Here is an 18220-nt window from a genome sequence, read left to right as displayed (position 1 = left end):
AGATGTGTATAAGAGACAGGGTTCGGTGGTGGTCGGCACGGGTTGGGTGGTGGTCGGGGGCGGAGCCGGCGCGACCGCGCTGGTCTGCACGGGGGCCTGCTGCGCCGGGGTCGGGTTCGTCTGCACCGGGAAAGGTGGCGGTGACGATTGCGGCGTGGTGGCGACGCCGGGAGTCGGCGTGGACGGTGGGCTGGTGGAGCCGTGGCTCAAAGCCAGCATGATCACCGCGCTGAGGGCCAGCACCGCCGCTGCCGCGCCGAGGACCAGCACCAATGGCCGTCGATACCAGGCGGTGTCGGCGGGGCGGGCCTCGTCGGGGAGGGGTTGTTCGTCGAACCGCAGCTCGGGCCGGGCGTAACCGGTCTCGTCGCCGAACTGAAACGGCGGCGCGGCGGATGAAGTTAGAACGTCATCGCCCGCCCGGCTCGGGGATTCGTTGGCAGCCAGGGGTATCAGCCCCGATTCGTCGCCGGCCTCCGACCATGCCAGTGCGGGCATGGCAGCGGACGCCGGTACAACGTCCTGCAGGGTCGGCTCCGCGAGTGGCGGTGGCGCCGCCACGCGGGCCGCAGCGGCCAATTTCGTTGCGCTGTCGTCGGCCGGCCCGCGTGCTGCCCGCAGCGCCGCACCGGTGGCGGCCGCCAGCTGGGGGCGCGGTGACGTGATGACCGGCACGCGACACTGCTCGGACAGCCGCGCGGTGACCTCCGGGATCGCCGCGCCACCGCCCACCGAGGCGATGGCAACCAGGTCGGTGGGGCGGATCCCGTTGCGCGCCAAGGTGTCTTGTAGAACCTGGACGAAATGGTCCAGCGGCTGATTGATCGCTTCGTTGAGTTCGGTTCTGGTGAGCCGGATATCCCCGCGGAAGCCCGGCAGGTCGGTGGGCAGCGTGGTCGCGGTGCTGGCGGAGAGGCGCTGCTTGGCCGCCCGGCATTCGGCCCGCAGCCGGGTCAGCGATCCGATCGCCGACGTGGCCGAGACGTCGATGGAACCCGCGGACGACAAATCCGCCACGATGTGGGCAAGCAGGGCTTGGTCGATCAGTTCCCCGGAGAAATCGGTGTGGCGCACCGTGGCGCCGATGGGCTGGTAGCCGTTGGTGGCGTCGGCAAGGGTGATGCTGGTTCCGCTGGCGCCGAAGTCGCACACCGCGACAACCCCGCGGATGGGCAGACCCGGGTTGGTCTGCAGGGCGGTCAGCGCCCCTGCGGCATCCGAGATCAGCGACAGGGATTCCGAACCGCCCGACCATTGGGGCACCCGGCTCAGCGCCGTGCGCAACGCGTCCACCGCGGCGGGGCGCCAGTGCGCGGGATACGCCACGGCCGTCGCCTCCGGCAGCGGGTGCCCGCCGGTGGCAGCGTAGGCGATGGCACGCAACGCGTCGGCGAGCAACGCCTCGCCGCGATGCCTGGAGCCGTCGGCGGCCACGATCGCGACCGGGTCGCCCACCCGGTCGACGAAATCGCTGACCACCAAGCCGGGCTCGTCGAGGCGGGGGTTCTCGGAGGGAACGCCAACCTCGGGCGGCCGATGTTGGTACAGCGTCAGCACCGAGGTGCGAGTCACTGCCCGATCGGCCGTTATGGCTGCCAGGTTGGCGGTCCCGGCCGACAGCCCCAGCGCCCGTCTTGCTTCCGTTGACATATCGTCCAATTCAGGTGTCCGCCGGCGTGCGTATGCGCGGCCACGACAATGTATCGGCAGCCAACCTATAGCAGGCCGGCGCTGTCCTCCGATTCACACGTGAGCGCCGGGGCATCAATGCGGCCGGACGCCGCTATCGCGCGCGGCGAAAGCCGCCACCATCGCTTCGGCGCTGCGCACCGCCGCGCGGCACGCCCTGGTGGTGAACGGGTCGTTGAGCGGGTGCTCGGCGCGGCGGCGCCACCGTTGGGCCGCGGCGAACGCGGCACGCGGCGCGTCAATGTACGCCTCGGGGGCCAGCCCCAGCCGGCTGGCCGCGTCCGTTCCCGAACCGCCGATGATGCGCCGCAGGGACGCGAGCTCTTCGTCGTGGAACGCCATCGAGCGCGAATGCAGTTGGCTGAGCAGGCGCAGCTCCTCGAAGGCGTGGGTGTCGGCCAGCAACGGGTCGACGTCGGCGAGGATGCGCGGCGTGCCCGCGATCGGGTTCGCCTCCACGAACCGACGCAACGACACCAGCGCGGTGTGTGCCTTGAGCATGTCGGAGCGCTGCGCGAATTGCTGATCGATGACGCTGCGCAATGCGACCAGCCCGCTGCGTTCCAGCAGCTCGTCGGCGAGCCCCCCCGCGTCGGTGACACCGGCCTTGAGCACGGCGATCGAGATCCGGATGCCGAACATGCCGAATCGCTCGAGCAGCCGGCCACGCGTCCCGGCGTCCACCGGCAACGGGCTGTCGGGACGGGCGAAGCGGTCCGCGCTGAGCATGGCCTTGTGCAGCTCGGCGGCGTCGATCCCGGCGAGCTTTTGCAGCGCGACGAACTCCGACTGGCGCAAGGTGCGAGCGGTCAGCGCCAGCAGCCCCGACACCGGCACCACCGCCTGGCAGACGCCCGTCTGGCTCAACTCGCGGGTGAACCTCTTGGCCACGTCTTCGGCCGAGAGCATGGCGTCGAGCCGCCCGGCGCCGATCTCGTCGGCCCGCGACGCCACACCGATGATGCCCAGGGCTCCGGCCGCCCCGCCGACGAGGTCACCGATCTGTTTGAGCAGCGCGATGTCAGCGGCGTTGAGAGTGCGCAGCAAGAACACCACCGCGTCCACCCGGGGCATCCCGTCCTCGGGCACCAGCAGCCGGTGCGTGCGCGCGGAGACGTCACGCGCCAGCGAAGAGGTCCCCGGCGTGTCGATGATCGTGGTGGCGATGAGCTCGTCGGCGGGCCATTGAACGTCGAGGTCAACCACGTCGTCAGGGTTCAGCCTGCTCAGGTCGAAGCCGAGTCCGCCGTCGCGCATGATCGGCACATCAGCACGACGCCCCCCACGATGGTTGGCGGTGACCTTCGGTGTCGGGCCGTGCCGAAACCAGGTGACGATCCGGGTGGCCTCGGTGGCGTCCGTGGGCGCGACGGTTTCCCCGACCAGCGCGTTGACCAGGGTGGACTTGCCGGCCTTGAGGGTGCCGGCCAGTGCGATGCGCATCGGTTCGTTGAGCCGGGCGGCGATGCGGTGCAATTCGTGGGAGACGTCGGGCCGCTCGCGGTACGCCGGCTCCGCCTGGTAGGCGCGAATGGTTCCGCCCAGGATGGCGCGGACCTGCTCGCTGGTGCTCACACCCGTGTCACCTCGGGCGCGAGCTTGTCGACGTTGTCGGTGACCTGGGTCAGGATGTTCAACTGCCGCTCCAACTCACGGATTCGGTTGTCGCGCTCGGTTTCCTCTAACCGCGCGGCGGCGACGGTCGCCTGCAGCGACTCGTTGAGCGAGCGGGTGGCCTGGTTGGCGACGTCGCGGTAATGGTCCCGCAGCTGACGTTGGATTGCCTTGAGCCGGTCGCGCGACTCCTTGCCGACCACGAAGGACACGTCGTCGACGAAACGCCGCAGGTTGGTCTTGGCCTCGTTGCGGGCCCGCAGCAGGCGGTTCTCCTTGTCTTCCTTATAGGCCATCCGGCCCATCACCAACCCGGCCCCGACCGACAGCGGGTTGAACAGACCCAGCCCGGCGACCGAGGACAGCATGCCGACCATCACCATGCCGCCGTAGGAGCCGCGCATGCCCGTCACCACTTTGTGGCCTTTGCCCATGGGTTTGGACTCCAGCCGGGCCAGGGAATTGAGTTGCCCGAGGTCCGCGCCCATGGCGTGCGCGCTGAGCTCGGGCATCGCGACCGAACCCAGCCCCGCCTCGACGAAGACTCGGGCCACTTCCTGGGCGAGGGCTTTCGCGCGCTGGTAGGCCCAGACGAAATTGTCGCCGACGGCGGTGGCGACGGCGTTCTCCACGTCCACCCCGATCTCGGCCCAGTGCCGGGTGGGGTCGGACGAGTCGATCACCCGCTCGGCGTGCTCGGTGATGGCCCGGAAGCGTGCCCGCAAATCGTGGTCCACGTCGCCGGTCAGGTCGGTGATTCCGTCATTGAGCAGCTGTTGCCACAACGCCGTCTGCTGCAGCGCGTCCTTGGCCTCGCGTTTGCGTTGCTCCAGGTCTTCGGTGAGCCGCCCACCGACGCCGGCGTCGCTGAGGGCGGCCAGCTCAGAGCGCGTCGCAAGCATCAAATGCTCTGCCGCCGAACGGATTTCATCCAGCACCTGGTCTCGGAGCTGGTCGTTGCGGCGGGCCAGCACCTCCTCACTGAGGAACTTCACGATCGCCGGGAAGTTCGACTCGTCGTTGAGCTCCTTGTCGTTGAGCGTGATGGCGTGGCTGCGCAACAGCGACGACACCGGAAGCACCGGCATCGGTACCCGGGCGCGCTGCAGGTGGCCGATGTTGGCGTTGACGATCTCGCGCCAACGCGGATAGAGGTCGGTCTTGGTGGCCAGCAGCACCCCGACCGGACAGATTTGATGGGCCTGCTGCACGAACCGCATTTCCGGCTCGGTCAATTCCTGGCTGGTGTCGCTGACCATGAGGATCGCGTCGGCATCAGGTAACAGTCCCAGCGTCGCCGACAGGTGCGGCTGACCGTGACCGCCCACACCGGGTGTGTCGACGAAGGTGAGCCCCCCTTGCAGCATTGGGCTCGGCGCGTCGACCTCCACCCGCAGCACGTCGCGGCCGGCGGCCTGCGGAGCCTGGCGCAGGTCGGTCTGCAGCTCGGCGACCGGGACGTCAGCGGTTTCTGGTTCGCCGTTGGGGCCTGCCAGGACGAGCCGCGCGGACGGCGGGTCGCCGTAGGCGACGACGGTGATCAGCACCGTGGCCTCGTCGTCACCGACGCGCGCGACGGGCATGTTGAGCAGCGAGTTGAGCAACTGGCTTTTGCCCTGCTTGAGCTGGCCGGCGATCACCACCCGGATGTGGGGGTCGGTAATGCGTTCGCGGGCCCACGCGAGCCGCTGACGGAGGTCGCCGCGGCCGTTGAGGTCGGCGATCGTGCTGGTGTGATCGATCAGTTCGACGATCACGTTGACCCGGCGCGGGTCATCAGGCTGAGTCACCGGGCCGCCCTACTTTCTGCGTTGAATTCCGAAACACCGTATGCCCACCAACCGGCGGGAACCCCTTTAAGGTCCCCGCCGGTTCGCGGTAATGCTCCGATCAGAACCCGGTGTGCGGGTCCATCGGGTGGTGCGTCATCGGGTCGCTTTGGACCGGCGTGTGCGATGCCGCCGGGTCGTAGCTGTTGTGGTCGAACACCGAATGATTCGGGGCGTCGGCGGCCGACTGGTCCGACGCGTCGAACGCCGCGTGGCCGGACGGGTCGCCGACCGCCGATGTGCCCGGCAGGGCCGAGTGTGCCCCCACCGATGCCGCGCTATGGCCCGCGGCCGTCCCGCCCGGATCCGCGTGCGCGGGGGTGCTGGGACTCTGAATGACCGAGGAGCCGCCGCCCGCGGCCGCCGCGTGGCCACCGGCCGTGACGGCAGGGCTGCTGTCGTGTATGACGCCGCTTTGGCCCGCGGAGACGTGGCCGGTGCCGGCCCCGGCGCCGCTGACGTTGGTGCCGCCGCCCAGCGCAGCGCCCTCGTGGCTGAGAATGTTGCCCTGCGCGTTAGCGCCGGCGCCAACCGCTGCGCCGCCACTGGCACCGACCTGAGTTGCCATACCGGTTTCGGCGGAGGGAGCCGTCGGCTGAGCGCCGCCGTGGCCACCCAGCGTGGCGCCCTCGCTACTGAGGATGCCGCCGTGCGCGCCCCCTTGGCCGCCCGCGGCGATTCCGCCCTGGGCGCCGGTTAGTTGGGTGCCGGTCAGTTGGGTTCCGCCGCCGAGCGCTGCGCTTTCATTGCCCAGGAAGCCGCCGTGACCACCGGCGTTCGCTGCGAGCGCCGCGTTTCCGGCGGCGCTGGCTTGGGCGCCCAGGCCGACATTGCCTAACGCGGTGGCTTCCGCTTGAGCCCCGGCAGCACCGCCGACGGTGGTAGCGCCGCTGACACCGCCGAGAGCGGAGCCGCCACCCGAGCCGAACGCGCCACCGCTGGTGCCGAGGGTCGCGCCACCGGTTGCGCCGACCTGGCCGCCGACGCCGACGGCGCCCGACGAGCCGCCGAGTTGAGCTCCGCCGCCTGCCTGACCGCCGAAGCCGCCGCTCGCTTGACCGCCGGCCTGACCGCCGTAGCCGCCTCCTGCCTGGCCGCTGGCTTGGCCGCCGTAGCCGCCTCCAACGCGGCCGCCGAAGCCGCCGCCAGCCTCACCCTCGGCGCTCGCCTGACCACCAGCTCCGACCTGACCGCGACTTCCAGCCTGGCCGCCAGCTCCACTCTGGCCGCCAAAGCCACCACCGGAGCGCCCACCTGCGTCACCGCGACTACCGCCAGCGATATGGCCGCCGGCGCCGCCTTGCCATCCGGCGTCACCACCGGCACCAACGCCGCCGCCGGCTTGCCCACCAATGTCGCCTTGCCATCCGGCGTCGCCACCGATACCAAAGCCTCCGCCGGCTTGGCCGCCGGCTTGGCCACCGAAGCCGCCACCGATGCCCGCGCCGGCGTCACCACCGATACCAACGCCGCCGCCGGCTTGGCCACCAATGTCGCCTTGCCATCCGGCGTCGCCACCGACACCGAAGCCTCCGCCGGCTTGGCCACCGAGGCCACCGCCGATGCCCGCGCCGGCGTCGCCACCGATACCAAAGCCTCCGCCGGCTTGGCCGCCGGCTTGGCCACCGAAGCCGCCACCGATGCCCGCGCCGGCGTCACCACCGATACCAACGCCGCCGCCGGCTTGGCCACCAATGTCGCCTTGCCATCCGGCGTCGCCACCGACACCGAAGCCTCCGCCGGCTTGGCCACCGAGGCCACCGCCGATGCCCGCGCCGGCGTCGCCACCGATACCAAAGCCTCCGCCGGCTTGGCCGCCGGCTTGGCCACCGAAGCCGCCACCGATGCCCGCGCCGGCGTCGCCACCGACACCAAAGCCACCGCCGGCTTGGCCGCCGGCTTGGCCACCGAGGCCACCGCCGATGCCCGCGCCGGCGTCACCACCGATACCAAGGCCACCGCCGGCTTCGCCGCCAATGCCGCCTTGCCATCCGGCGTCGCCACCGACACCGAAGCCTCCGCCGGCTTGGCCACCAAAGCCACCGCCGATGCCCGCGCCGGCGTCGCCACCGACACCAAAGCCGCCGCCGGCTTGGCCGCCAACGCCGCCTTGCCATCCGGCGTCGCCGCCGACACCGAAGCCGCCGCCGGCCTCACCACCGAGACCGAAACCTCCACCGACTTCGCCACCGGCTTGGCCACCAAAACCAGCGCCGAAGCCCGCGCCCGCTTCGCCACCGAGCCCCAGGCCCGCGTCGGCCTGGCCGCCAAAGCCACCGCCGACACCGAAGCCGCCGCCGGCCTCACCGCCAAAACCCCCACCGACGCCGTAGCCGACCTGAGCGCCCAGGCCCACAGCATCGGACAACTCCGTGCCGCCACCCAAGCCGGCACCGACGTCGGCGCCAAGGCCAGCGGCAGCCTCACCGCCAGCCGCCGCAGAAACGTTTGAGGCCGCCGCGAGACCGAACTGACTGGCCACCGCTTGCTGCAGACCAACGATGGGGTCGCCACTGCCTAGTTCCAGCCCCGGCACCGCGCTCGCCGCCACGGAGGAGACCTGGGCGGGGGACACGTCAGCAAACCCGGCTTCATTCAGCGCCTGCTGCGGAGAGGCAGCGAAAGCCCTGGCCGCGTCTTCGCTGCGGAACAGGCTAAGGATGTAGTCGATCAGAGAGCTCACGTCAGTGCCTTTCGATTGTGACTCGTTTGAGCCGTTGCCGGTGCTACGCCGACGTTCCGACACTCAAGCTAGGCGCTTCTTATCAGGCCGGTAACGGGGCCGAATCCCCCAGTGGATTGCGCCCCTGGCGGGATCACTCAGTCCATGCCGTTAGGGGATTAGGGGGTGGTTAGGGACAAGGTGGAGCTTGGCCGGACACCCCCTATCGACGACATTTCCCCACTTCAGGACCATAACGGCCGACAATTGCGGTCGTCGTCCAAGTCGATAACGAATCGAAATCACCCGAAGTGTGGGTCGAGTCCGAATCCGTGATGATCATTCTCGACGGTGTGGCTGTCGGCCACGGAGTGATCCCATACTCCCTGGCCGTCCATCCCGAATCCGCTGTCGTGTACTGGCTGATCGGGCATTTCGTCGGGCGCAGCGACTGGATCATGCAGCTCGACCGGCGCTGGATGCGGATCTGTCCCGGCCCCGGGCGCTTCGCCGCCGAAAGCGGGCGGGTGATCGATGACGTGGCCGGTCGGGCCGTGCCCCGCGGCTCCCGCCGAACCTTGGACCGGCACGTGCGCCGGGAACGCGTCGAACGCGGCCGTGGCCGCACCGCTCGTCCAGACGTTGCCGTGCTCGGTGGCGCCGCCGCTAGCGCCCGGAGTGGACATCGACAGCGAATCCGACACCATCGGGATCAAGTGATTCACATCGGCGCTGGTAACGCCGGTCAGGTGAGCCTCGGCGATCGCTTGCGCGGGATCTGCTGCGTAGCGCGCGGCGGCTTGTGGGTCGCGCACGAGGGACATCACAAAGTCAAGCAATGCATTTGCCATGACACGCCTCCAGCGTGTGCTCCGTCAACGTCAACGCCTACCCGCAGCCAAAACCCAGCCGTTTCCCGGAATGCTATCTGCCGACGGCACCGCCGTGATCGGTGTGCGCCCACCCTGTCCGGTCGCGGCATTAGGGGATCCCCCATTAGGGGCTGGCGGTGCCTACGGGGATTATGATGACCGGCACGGCGGGGGAGCGCTAGGGTAGGCGGCGGCCGCCGAGGCCAGTCACCCGAATCGACATAGGGACGTGCACTATGGGCAGCTCGCTCGGGTCGGCGAATTGCCTGCTATACACGGCCACGGGGGCGACGGCGCGTACCGACCACCGATCGCCCACCGGCGTCACGCCCGGATAGCCCTCAGCATGGTCAGTCCAGATATTGCGGCCTCCAACCAGGTCCCGGCCGACGCGCGTCGCATCATCAACGCGCTGGCGGACGGCGCGCAAACCCCGGTCAAGGTTTTGGTCAGCGGCGGGATCGGCACCGGAAAGACCACCGTCCTGGCCGCCGTTCGAGATGCCCTGCGCGGCGCCGGGGTCACGGTGCTGACGCGTCCCCCGCGTGACGGGGACCGACCCGACGCGGCGGTGGTCATCGATGACGCGCAACTGTTGACGGACGCCGAGTTGCTGGCGCTCGTCGAGCGCATCGCTGACCCCGCGGCGACGGTCGTGGTGGCCGCCGAGCCTTGCGAGCAGCACACCACGCTGCGGACGCTGGCCGCGGCCCTCGAACGGGAGTGTCCGCGCCTATCGTTAGGTCCCCTGCCGGTCGCCGACCACTTCGTGGACAGCACTGCGGGGCTGCCGTTTTTGATGCGGGCGGTGGCCGAGACCGCGCAAGACCCGTTGCAGGCGGCCAAGTTTGCGTTGATCGACCGGCTGCGCCGCTTCGACGAACGAGCGTTGGACGCACTGCTCATCGCGTCGTTGAGCCCCGGTTTGGGAACCGCCGATGTTGCTGCTGCACTGGACATCTCGACGGCCGAAGCGCTGCTGCTTGTCGACCGGGCGCGCGCCAGCGGGCTGATTGAGCCCTCACACAGCCCGGGCTTCATCCGGTTGGTGCACGACGCCGTTGCCCAGCTCGTCGGCAACGCGAATCACCACCAAGTCGAAATCGCACTGCTGCGTTCCCAACTCGCGATGTCCACGTTGTCATCGGATCTCGCGCTGCGTCTCGCCGAGCACGGACTGCAAGACGCCGATCTGGCGAGCTTCCTGCGCCGCGCGGCGACCGAGGCCCGCGATTCCGGCCGGGCCGCCCGGCTGTACCGGGCGGCGGTCGGCGCAGGCGCCGAAGGGCTGTCGTGCCGGCTGGCCGACGCGCTGGCCTTGACCGGAGACTGCGCGGGCGCGGCGGCGCTGGCCGATGATCTGCTCGGTTCGGCCGATCCTGCCGAACGTGCCGCCGCGGTGCGGGTGGCCGCCAGCGTCGCCGCCCACGACGGCCATGCGGGGCAGGCGGCCGACTTGTTCGCCTGGCTGGGGCCATACCCGGACGCGGTGGTCGGCGCCGCTGGCGCGATCACACTGGCCGCGACGGGAGACCTCACGGCGGCGCACGCGGCGCTGCGGGTCCCAGGGGCGGGGCCGCCGACGGCTGCCGCGCGCGCCGCCCGCGGCCTGGCCGAAGGCCTGCTGATCAGTATGCAAGAGCCGTACCCGGTCGCGGTGGCGAAGCTTGGCCAGGCGATCGCCGTGGCCGGATCGATGGGCGAAGTCATCCCCGATAGCCCGGCCGCCTTGGTCACGCTGGCCGCGCTGCACGGCGGCGATCCGGTGCGGGCGCGCAGCATCATCGGTCGTGCGGTGCGCACCGGCGGTGACGGGCTCTTCGAACGTCGGCACCTGCTGCTGCTCGGCTGGACGAAGATGTGCGACGGCCAGCTCGCATCGGCCGGCGCCGACGCCGACGCCGCCTGCTCGGGTGCGGCCACCGACCTGCATCGGCGCGACGCGCTATGGGCGGCGACGCTGCGCACCGCGATCGCGCGGCGCAGCGGGGACACCGGCGCGCTGCACAAGAATTGGTATGCCGCGATGGAGGTGCTCGCCGAGTGCTCGATCGACTTGTTCACCCTGCTGCCGTTGGGTGAATTGTGGGTCGCCGCAGCAAGGATGCGCCAGGTGGCCCGGCTGCGGCACACCCTTGATCAGGCATTCGGTCTGTTGGAGTCGCTGGGCAACCCGGTCCTGTGGTCGGTGCCGCTGCACTGGGCAGGGGTGCACGCCGGAATCTTGACCGGTTCACCGGAATCCGTGGCCCCGCACGGGCAGGCCCTCACCGTGGCGGCCTCCCAGAGCGTCTTCGCCCAAGCGCTGGCGGGTGCCGGTCGCACCTGGCTGCGGGTGCTCGCCGACCAGGTCGACGCCGACGAGGTGACCATGGCCGCACGCTCCCTGGCCCAGTTCGGGTTGACGTGGGATGCGACCCGCCTTGCCGGTCAGGCCGCGCTGCAGACGCCGGATGCCCGGGTATCGGGCGACATGCTGCAACTCGCACGCGATCTCAAGCTGGTCGGGGCGGTGGAGGAAACACCCGATGACGAGCGCGGGTCTCGCGCTCCGAAAACGACGCGACAGCCGTCGGCCTCTCCGTTGTCCGCGCGCGAACGCGAAGTCGCCGAGCTGCTCCTCCTTGGGTTGCCGTACCGCGACATCGGCCGTCAGCTGTTCATCTCCGCCAAGACCGTCGAACACCATGTGGCGCGGATCCGCCGCCGGCTCGGCGCCGGCTCTCGTTCCGAGATGTTGTCGATGCTGCGCGCCATATTGGCTTCGTAGCACTGCATTGGCCGTGCCGACGGCGCATACGGGCGCTTGATGTGGAGCCGATGACGGGAATCGAACCCGCGTATTCAGCTTGGGAAGCTGCCTTGCCGACTAATCAGCAAACCGAACGTGGTGCGCTAGTCCGGCTGCAGGCAATTGGCAGAGCGCTCGAAAGCGGCTTGCGCGCCAACGTCATCCTATTGCGTGACTAAGCGTTTCCGGCATTGCCAATGCAGTTTGCTGTAGCGAACGGCCCGCTTGACGTCTGCTCTGCGAGCACCTTCCCGTTGGCACTTATGCGGCACGTGACCGTGCCATTATCCGATCCATTCGTCGCGGTGAGCGAAACGGTCTTTCCAAGGCCGTCGACGGTGACCTGCTTCGTCCAGGGTAGTGAAACGCTCGTGTCTTGAGCTGTATTGAAGTCGTGGCCCGAGTACGTAACGGCTACCGAGTTACCGGAGCCAGTGACCTCGTAGGTAACAGTGACTTGGCGTTTCGATTCTTTGTCGATGTTGTTTGCGACGCCGCCGACAAACGCCACGCATGCGCCCATGCCCAGAAACATCACTAAGAGCACACCGCCGAGCACCCAGGGCCAGACCCGCCGTTTCTTTGGCTGTTGGTAACCGTAGGGCTGTTGCGAGTATTGCTGCGGGTACCCGGGATACCCCTGCTGCGGCGGTGTACCGGGCGTCGGTTGATTCTGCGGATTCGGCTCGTTCATGGTTCCCCCCTGCTACACCTAGATGAACACTCTGAGTGCATATGACTGCGTTTCTTAGCACGTTCCCCGGCGGGCGTTCTAGCAAACAACGTCGTGCCCTTAGAGCAGGAGGACAGGCGCGGAGTGCGGGAGTAAACGGGAGCAGATGCCACGGCTGAGCCGACAGCGCGCCGGGACTACCGCCCGGCTAGCGGAAACACTGGAGCCGATGACGGGAATCGAACCCGCGTATTCAGCTTGGGAAGCTGATGTTCTGCCATTGAACTACATCGGCGCTGTCGACAACGAAGGCTAGCATCCGGCGGCAGATCCGTTGGGCGAGTAGTCCGCCGGGATGCGGCCAAGGCGTCGCCGCCATGCCCGTGGCGAATGTCCTCGGGCGAGGAATGGCCGCTGACCCGCGAATTCCAGAACCGATGTTTATTCTTTCGTGATCTTGTCGTAATGTGCCTTGGGTGGGTCGGCACCGATTAGCCAAGAAGCGGCGTAAATCACCGCTGCTGCTGGCAGGGCTGCTGGCCCCTGCCGCAGCGTTCTTCGCGGCGGCGGGAGATGGCGGCCCATTCGTCCCTCGGCACGACCCCGTCCCCGTTATTGGTGACACCGGTCCGTGTTGCCTAGAACTCGTGGCGGCGAAGCCGACTGCGATTGTGCTCGCGTCGGATGTGTCGCGCGGCGACGGCATGGCCGAGCCCGTCGCGGCATCGAGGTACCACACGAGATCGCGCTTCCTGCCCGCCGGGCTCGCCCCGGAACAGGGCCTGCAGGTGAGAACGATCCAGGTCTCCCGCAGCATCAGCGCGACGTTCCCCGAGATCCACGAAATCGGCGGTGTGCGACCCGATCCGCTGCCCTGGCATCCGCTCGGGCTGGCCCTCGACGTGATGATCCCCAACCCGCAGAGCGCCGAAGGCATCGCCCTGGGCGACGAGATCGTCGCGTACGTGATGAAGAACGCGCGCCGGTTCGGGATCCAGGACGCGATTTGGCGCGGCGTCTACTACACGCCCGGCGGCGCGCAAGCCAGCAGGCTCGGACACTATGACCACGTCCACGTCACGACCACGGGCGGCGGATATCCCAAGGGCGGGGAGATGTACCTCGCCGACTGAACGGCCGACGGCAAGCAGCGGATAGGCTCGTCGCGTGCTGCTCTCCGATCGTGATCTCAGGGCCGAAATCAAGGCCGGCCGGTTGGGCATCGACCCCTACGACGACGCCTTGGTGCAGCCGTCCAGCATCGACGTCCGCCTGGACTGCATGTTCCGGGTGTTCAACAACACCCGGTACACCCACATTGACCCCGCCAAGCAGCAGGACGAGCTGACGACGTTGGTCGAACCCGTGGAGGGGGAGCCGTTCGTGCTGCACCCCGGGGAGTTCGTGCTCGGGTCCACGCTGGAGTTGTTCACCCTGCCCGAGGACCTCGCGGGCCGGCTGGAAGGCAAGTCGTCGCTGGGCCGGCTGGGTCTGCTGACGCACTCGACGGCGGGTTTCATCGATCCGGGCTTCAGCGGTCACATCACGTTGGAGCTGTCCAACGTCGCCAACCTGCCGATCACGCTGTGGCCGGGAATGAAGATCGGTCAGCTGTGCATCCTGCGGTTGACCAGTCCGGCCGAACACCCTTACGGCAGTTCCCAAGTAGGTTCGAAGTACCAGGGCCAGCGAGGACCTACGCCGTCGCGCTCGTATCAGAACTTCATAAGGACTACATAGGTTCTGAGGCGCTCCCGCGCCTGCTTTCTGCGCGATACTTAGATAGCCGTGGTTTTTTCCTCCGCCTGACCATGGTTCGTCTCGCAATACCTTTGGAGGGGTTGTCTTGGAGATCGTGCTCGGGGTGTCGATGGCACCGGCATCAATCCAAATGGTTGTCCTCGAAGGCGAATACGCCGACGGTGCCACGGTGGAAGAGGACGTTTTCGACGTCGCCGCCGCCGACCAAGCGGCCACCGCCAGCGCGCCGGATCAGGTGCTCGCCGCCATCCTGGGCACCCGCGAGGGCGCGGCCGAAGCCGGCCTCGAGGTGTCGTCCATCGGCGTGACGTGGACCGACCAGCTCGAAGCGGCGGCATTGCACGACGCGCTGGCCGCCCACCGCGTCGAGCACGTCATGCTGGTGTCGGCCTTCCTGGCCGCTACTGCCCTGGCCCAAAATGTCGGCGGGGCAATGGGTTACGAGCGAACCGCGGTGATGTTCGTGGAGCCCGACACCGCTACGCTGGCGGTCGTCGAGACCTCCGACGGGTCCATCCCCGACGTCTACAAGCAACCGCTCTACGCCGAGTCGTATGACCAGGCAGCCGCGCAACTCGGCGGCATGATCGCCGGGCTGGAGAAGCTGGAAGCGGCGCCGGACGGCGTGCTGGTGGTCGGCTCCGGCGTTGACATCGGCCCGCTGAAGCCGAGGCTGCAGACGGCGACCTCCCTGGCGGTGAGCGTGCCGGAGGAGCCGGAGACGGCGCTGGCCCGCGGCGCCGCCCTGGCGTCGGCCAACGCACCGCTGTTCGCCTCGTCGACCGCCGCGCTGGCCTACGCGCAGGACCCCGGCACCGGTGCCGTCGACCAGCACTCGCTGCCCGAATACCTCTACGCGCCATTCGGGCCGGAGCCCGGGGACGACGAGCTCGCCTACAGCGCGGTGCCTGACGAGGACGCTGACTCGCCGACCGTCGTCATCGAAAAGCTCTTCATGCCCGAAGAAAGCCAATCGCGGCGCAGGCCGGCCCTGCTGGTCGGCAGCGGGTTGGCGGTCGCCGGCATCAGCGCGGTGTTGGCGCTCGAGATCGCGTTGGCGATCGGCATCCGCGCGACCGGCACCGTCGCTTTGCAGCCCACGCCCGGCCAACATCTCATCGTGCCGACACAGGAGCCGCCCGCGCCCGTTGAGGCGTCGGCCCCGGCGCAGAAGCTCAGCCTGCCGGAGCCCGTGGCGGCGCCCAAGCCGATGACTCCGCAGTTTGCCGCGCCGCTGCCGGCGGCGCCGCCCGCAGCCCCTCCGGTTCCCGCGGCGCCTCCCATGCCCGCGGCGCCCGCTCCGGCGCCGGTCCCCGTCGTGATTCCGCCGCTGGTGCCGGTTATCGTGCCGCCGATCCGCGTGCCCAACCCAGTCGTAATAAGCCCGCCGGTCATCCAGGCTCCGCCGCACGTGTCGCCCCCGCAGCCGGTGCTGCCCCAGCCGCCGGTGCATCTTCCGCCACCGCAGTCGCCGCCTCACCAGACGCCTCCGGGGCAAGGCACGTCGCCGGTCCCCGAGGGCTCCGGCGGTTCCAGTGGTGGGCATGTGCCGCCGCCCGGCTCGGGCCCGGGCGGATCCAGTGGTGGGCATGTGCCACCCCCCGGTTCGGGCCCGGGCGGATCCAGTGGTGGGCATGTGCCACCCCCCGGTTCGGGCCCCGGTGGCCTCGGCGGCGGACACGTCCCGCCCCCCGGTGACGGTGGCCTCGGGGGCGGACACGTTTCACCCCCGGCTGGCGGGCCGGGCGGATTGGGCGGCGGACACGTCTCACCCCCCGGTGACGGTGGCCTCGGGGGCGGACACGTTTCACCCCCGGCTGGCGGGCCGGGCGGACTGGGCGGCGGACACGTTCCGACCCCGGGTTCGGGCGGCGGTGCACCCTCCGGGCCTGGTGGCCTGTTCGGCGGCGGCCACGGCGGCGGGCCCGTCGTCGGCGGACCCGGCGGTGGTATCGGCGCTCCCGGCGCTGGCGGCTTCGGCGGCGGCCACAGTGGCGGTGGCCTTGGTGGCGGTGGCCTTGGTGGTGGCGGCCTGGGTGGTGGCGGCATTGGCGGTGGTGGCGGCCTGGGTGGCGGCGGCCACAGCGGTGGCGGCTTCGGCGGCGGTGGCGGTGGCGGTGGCCACAGCGGCGGTGGCGGCGGGGGACACAAGTAGCCCCCTCGCGAGGCCCGGGCGCACCCATCTTCGCGCGCTAGGGTGGCGACTTGGGGGTGGCGCGGCCGAGCTGCGAAAGTCATCCGGCCGATTCTCGAAGTGACTAAGCCCCGGCAACGCAGGTGTCGTCGCACGGGCACGGCAATTGATTTGGAGGAGCGGTGGACGTCGTACTTGGCGTGTCCATGGCGCCTGAGACGGTCCGCATGGTGCTCGTCGAAGGCGAGGCTGCCGGTGGGGTGACCGTCGACCAGGACGACTTCCGCCTCACCGATCAGACGACGGCGGTCGCGGCGGCGGACCGCGTGGTCGCCGCGATTCTCGGCACGCGGGAGAGCGCGGCCCAGGGCGGTTATCAGCTGAAATCGAGCGGAGTGACCTGGACCGATGCGGCCGAGGCGGCCGCGCTGCGAAATGCGTTGGCGGCACGCAAAATCGAGAACGTCATGCTGGTGTCGACGGTCATGGCCGCGGCGGCACTGGCTCAGGCGGCGGGCAGCGCGACCAATTGCGCGCGTACCGCGCTGCTGCTGGTCGAGCCCCGCACCGCGACGTTGGCCGTCGTCGACACCGCCGATGGGTCGGTGGCCGATGTGCGCCGGCATCCGTTGCCCAGCAGCGACGAGGCGGCGCTGGCGAAACTGGCCGCGATGGTCTCCGGCGCCGAATCGATGAGGGCGCGCCCGGACGGGTTGTTCCTGGTGGGCTCGGACGTCGACATCCCGTACATCAAGCCGGCGCTCGAAGCGGTGACGTCGCTGTCGGTGACCACGCCCGAGGAACCCGAGATGGCGCTGGCGCGCGGCGCGTCACTGGCGGCGGCCAACGCGCAGTTGGGCGCGCCGTCGACGATCGCGATGCCCTACGCGGGGGATCCCTCGGCCGACGGGCGCGAGCTGGCCTACAGCGCCGAGTCGACTACCGGGAAGTCGCGGGCGACCGGCACCGACCGCGAGTCCGCCGCCCACTCGGGCGAGCGACGCAGCCGCAAATCGGTGCTGGCCGTCGCCGCGGCGACGCTGATATTCGTCGGCGGCGTCGTGGCCCTGGCCGTGGCGCTGGCCGTCGACATCCGGCCGCACGCGCCCCAGCGCCCCGACATCACCCAAAACGTCGTCGCCCCGACCGACCAGGCGCCCCCGCCAGCCGCAATCCCGCCGCCTCCGGCGTCCGCCCCGCCCGCGCCGGCTCCCGCGCCGGTCTCTCCGCAACCGCAGCCCGGCCCCTCCCATGGCGATCAGTGGGACGACTGGCTCCATCGACACCTGGGACACGGTCTCCCGATCCCGTAGCCGCGTCCCGAACCCCACCGGAAGGTGCCGCGAGCGCGTAAAATCGTGGAACAAGGGGAACACACGGTGGGGACTCAGTGACCTCTGGCGTTTTCGCGGGGTGCGGCGGCCACGTCCTCACATCAGGACTAGCAATCGAACCTTGGAGGAGCTTTGGACACCGTACTCGGGGTGTCAATGGCGCCGACGGCCGTCCGAATGGTGCTGGTCGAAGGCCAGAATGGCCAGGGCGCCACCGTCGACGAAGACAACTTTGACGTTCCGCCCGAAGATGACGCCGCAACGCTCAGCGCGGCCAACCAGGTAGTCTCCGCGATCCTGGGCACGCGTCAGGGCGCGGCCGAGGGCGGCTACCAACTTGCCTCGACTGGGGTCACCTTCACCGACCCGATCGAGGCCGCCGCGCTACGCGATGCGCTGGCCGCCCACAAGGTCGAGAACGTGATGTTGGTCTCGTCCTTCCTGGCCGCGGCTGCCCTGGCACAAGCGGTCGGCAGCCAGACCAACTATGCGCAAACGGCGCTGCTCTACATCGAGCCCGAAACCGCGACCCTCGCGGTCGTCAACAGCGCCGACGGGTCGATCGCCGACGTCCGCCGGCAGCCCCTGCCGGCCGACGACGAGGCCGCGGTGGCCCAGCTGGCCACGATGGTTTCGCATGCCGAGACGATGGAGACCCGCCCGGACGGCGTGTTCGTCGTCGGCTCTGGCATCGACATCCCCTTGATCAAGCCCGCGCTCGAGGCGGCGACCTCGCTGCCGCTGTCGGCTCCCGAGGAGCCCGAAACGGCGCTGGCCCGAGGCGCGGCGCTGGCCTCGGCGCACGCCCCGCTGTTCTCCTCCTCCACCGCGGCGCTGGCCTACGCCCAAGACCCGGGCACC

At 69.7% G+C, this 18220-nt stretch carries 12 protein-coding genes, 2 tRNA genes and 2 pseudogenes; 7 read left to right on the top strand and 9 right to left on the bottom strand.

Annotation, left to right across the window (positions count from 1 at the left end):
* The 4 genes from A5781_RS10520 to A5781_RS26155 all read right to left on the bottom strand — a co-directional run.
* The coding region (locus A5781_RS10520; RefSeq protein WP_067204670.1) for an Hsp70 family protein at window positions 1–1650 on the bottom strand (1650 nt) is incomplete at its 3' end.
* Window positions 1651–1764: 114 nt separating this feature from the next.
* Window positions 1765–3264: a dynamin-like GTPase family protein gene (locus A5781_RS10515; protein WP_067204659.1), complete on the bottom strand. Its 1500-nt coding sequence runs from the start codon at window positions 3262–3264 to the stop codon at window positions 1765–1767.
* On the bottom strand, window positions 3261–5093 hold the full coding sequence (locus A5781_RS10510) for a dynamin family protein (RefSeq protein ID WP_067204656.1): 1833 nt from the start codon (window positions 5091–5093) through the stop codon (window positions 3261–3263). Before A5781_RS10510 ends, A5781_RS10515 begins: the two co-directional genes overlap by 4 nt.
* Before the next feature lie 100 nt (window positions 5094–5193).
* Window positions 5194–5700, bottom strand: a complete 507-nt coding sequence (locus A5781_RS26155) for a hypothetical protein (RefSeq protein ID WP_231990688.1) — start codon at window positions 5698–5700, stop codon at window positions 5194–5196.
* A 285-nt stretch (window positions 5701–5985) separates the two neighbouring features.
* On the opposite strand from A5781_RS26155, the gene A5781_RS26430 reads away from it, so the two are divergent.
* Window positions 5986–7584, top strand: coding sequence for a hypothetical protein (locus tag A5781_RS26430; RefSeq protein ID WP_255360813.1), 1599 nt, complete (start codon window positions 5986–5988; stop codon window positions 7582–7584).
* A 90-nt stretch (window positions 7585–7674) separates the two neighbouring features.
* Here the strand turns inward: A5781_RS26430 and A5781_RS26145 are convergent.
* Both A5781_RS26145 and A5781_RS10500 read right to left on the bottom strand, forming a co-directional pair.
* A pseudogene (locus tag A5781_RS26145) lies at window positions 7675–7815 on the bottom strand (IniB N-terminal domain-containing protein); the annotation flags it as partial.
* Between the two features lie 281 nt (window positions 7816–8096).
* Window positions 8097–8645 carry an IniB N-terminal domain-containing protein gene (locus tag A5781_RS10500; protein WP_067204653.1) on the bottom strand — a complete coding sequence of 183 codons (549 nt, stop codon included), beginning with the start codon at window positions 8643–8645 and terminating at the stop codon, window positions 8097–8099.
* Window positions 8646–9012: 367 nt separating this feature from the next.
* Here A5781_RS10500 and iniR point away from each other — a divergent pair, with 367 nt between their 5' ends.
* Complete coding sequence (iniR, locus tag A5781_RS10495) at window positions 9013–11436, top strand: isoniazid response ATPase/transcriptional regulator IniR (RefSeq protein WP_067204649.1); 2424 nt, start codon at window positions 9013–9015, stop codon at window positions 11434–11436.
* 42 nt (window positions 11437–11478) lie between these two features.
* On the opposite strand, the gene A5781_RS10490 is transcribed toward iniR, so the two are convergent.
* The 3 genes from A5781_RS10490 to A5781_RS10485 all read right to left on the bottom strand — a co-directional run bounded on the left by A5781_RS10490 (window position 11479) and on the right by A5781_RS10485 (window position 12425).
* A tRNA-OTHER gene (locus A5781_RS10490) sits at window positions 11479–11544 on the bottom strand.
* 88 nt (window positions 11545–11632) lie between these two features.
* A complete protein-coding gene (locus A5781_RS24945; protein WP_082939296.1) occupies window positions 11633–12151 on the bottom strand; it encodes an MmpS family transport accessory protein in 519 nt (172 codons plus the stop codon).
* A gap of 200 nt (window positions 12152–12351) precedes the next feature.
* Window positions 12352–12425, bottom strand: a tRNA-Gly gene (locus tag A5781_RS10485).
* 181 nt (window positions 12426–12606) lie between these two features.
* On the opposite strand from A5781_RS10485, the gene A5781_RS10480 reads away from it, so the two are divergent.
* The 5 genes and pseudogenes from A5781_RS10480 to A5781_RS10460 form a co-directional block, all read left to right on the top strand.
* Entirely contained in the window at window positions 12607–13263 is a 657-nt protein-coding gene (locus A5781_RS10480) for a hypothetical protein (protein WP_197503780.1), read from the top strand.
* Window positions 13264–13297: 34 nt separating this feature from the next.
* Window positions 13298–13870, top strand: a complete 573-nt coding sequence (gene dcd, locus A5781_RS10475; protein ID WP_067204646.1) for a dCTP deaminase — start codon at window positions 13298–13300, stop codon at window positions 13868–13870.
* A gap of 106 nt (window positions 13871–13976) precedes the next feature.
* Complete coding sequence (locus A5781_RS26140; RefSeq protein WP_067204643.1) at window positions 13977–16046, top strand: hypothetical protein; 2070 nt, start codon at window positions 13977–13979, stop codon at window positions 16044–16046.
* A gap of 161 nt (window positions 16047–16207) precedes the next feature.
* On the top strand, window positions 16208–17338 hold the full coding sequence (locus tag A5781_RS10465) for a hypothetical protein (protein ID WP_067204640.1): 1131 nt from the start codon (window positions 16208–16210) through the stop codon (window positions 17336–17338).
* A 198-nt stretch (window positions 17339–17536) separates the two neighbouring features.
* Window positions 17537–18220, top strand: a pseudogene (locus A5781_RS10460) (hypothetical protein); the annotation flags it as partial.

This window comes from Mycobacterium sp. 852002-30065_SCH5024008 (genome assembly GCF_001665645.1).
GTDB lineage: Bacteria > Actinomycetota > Actinomycetes > Mycobacteriales > Mycobacteriaceae > Mycobacterium > Mycobacterium paraffinicum.
This window is presented reverse-complemented; position numbering and strand designations above follow the sequence as displayed.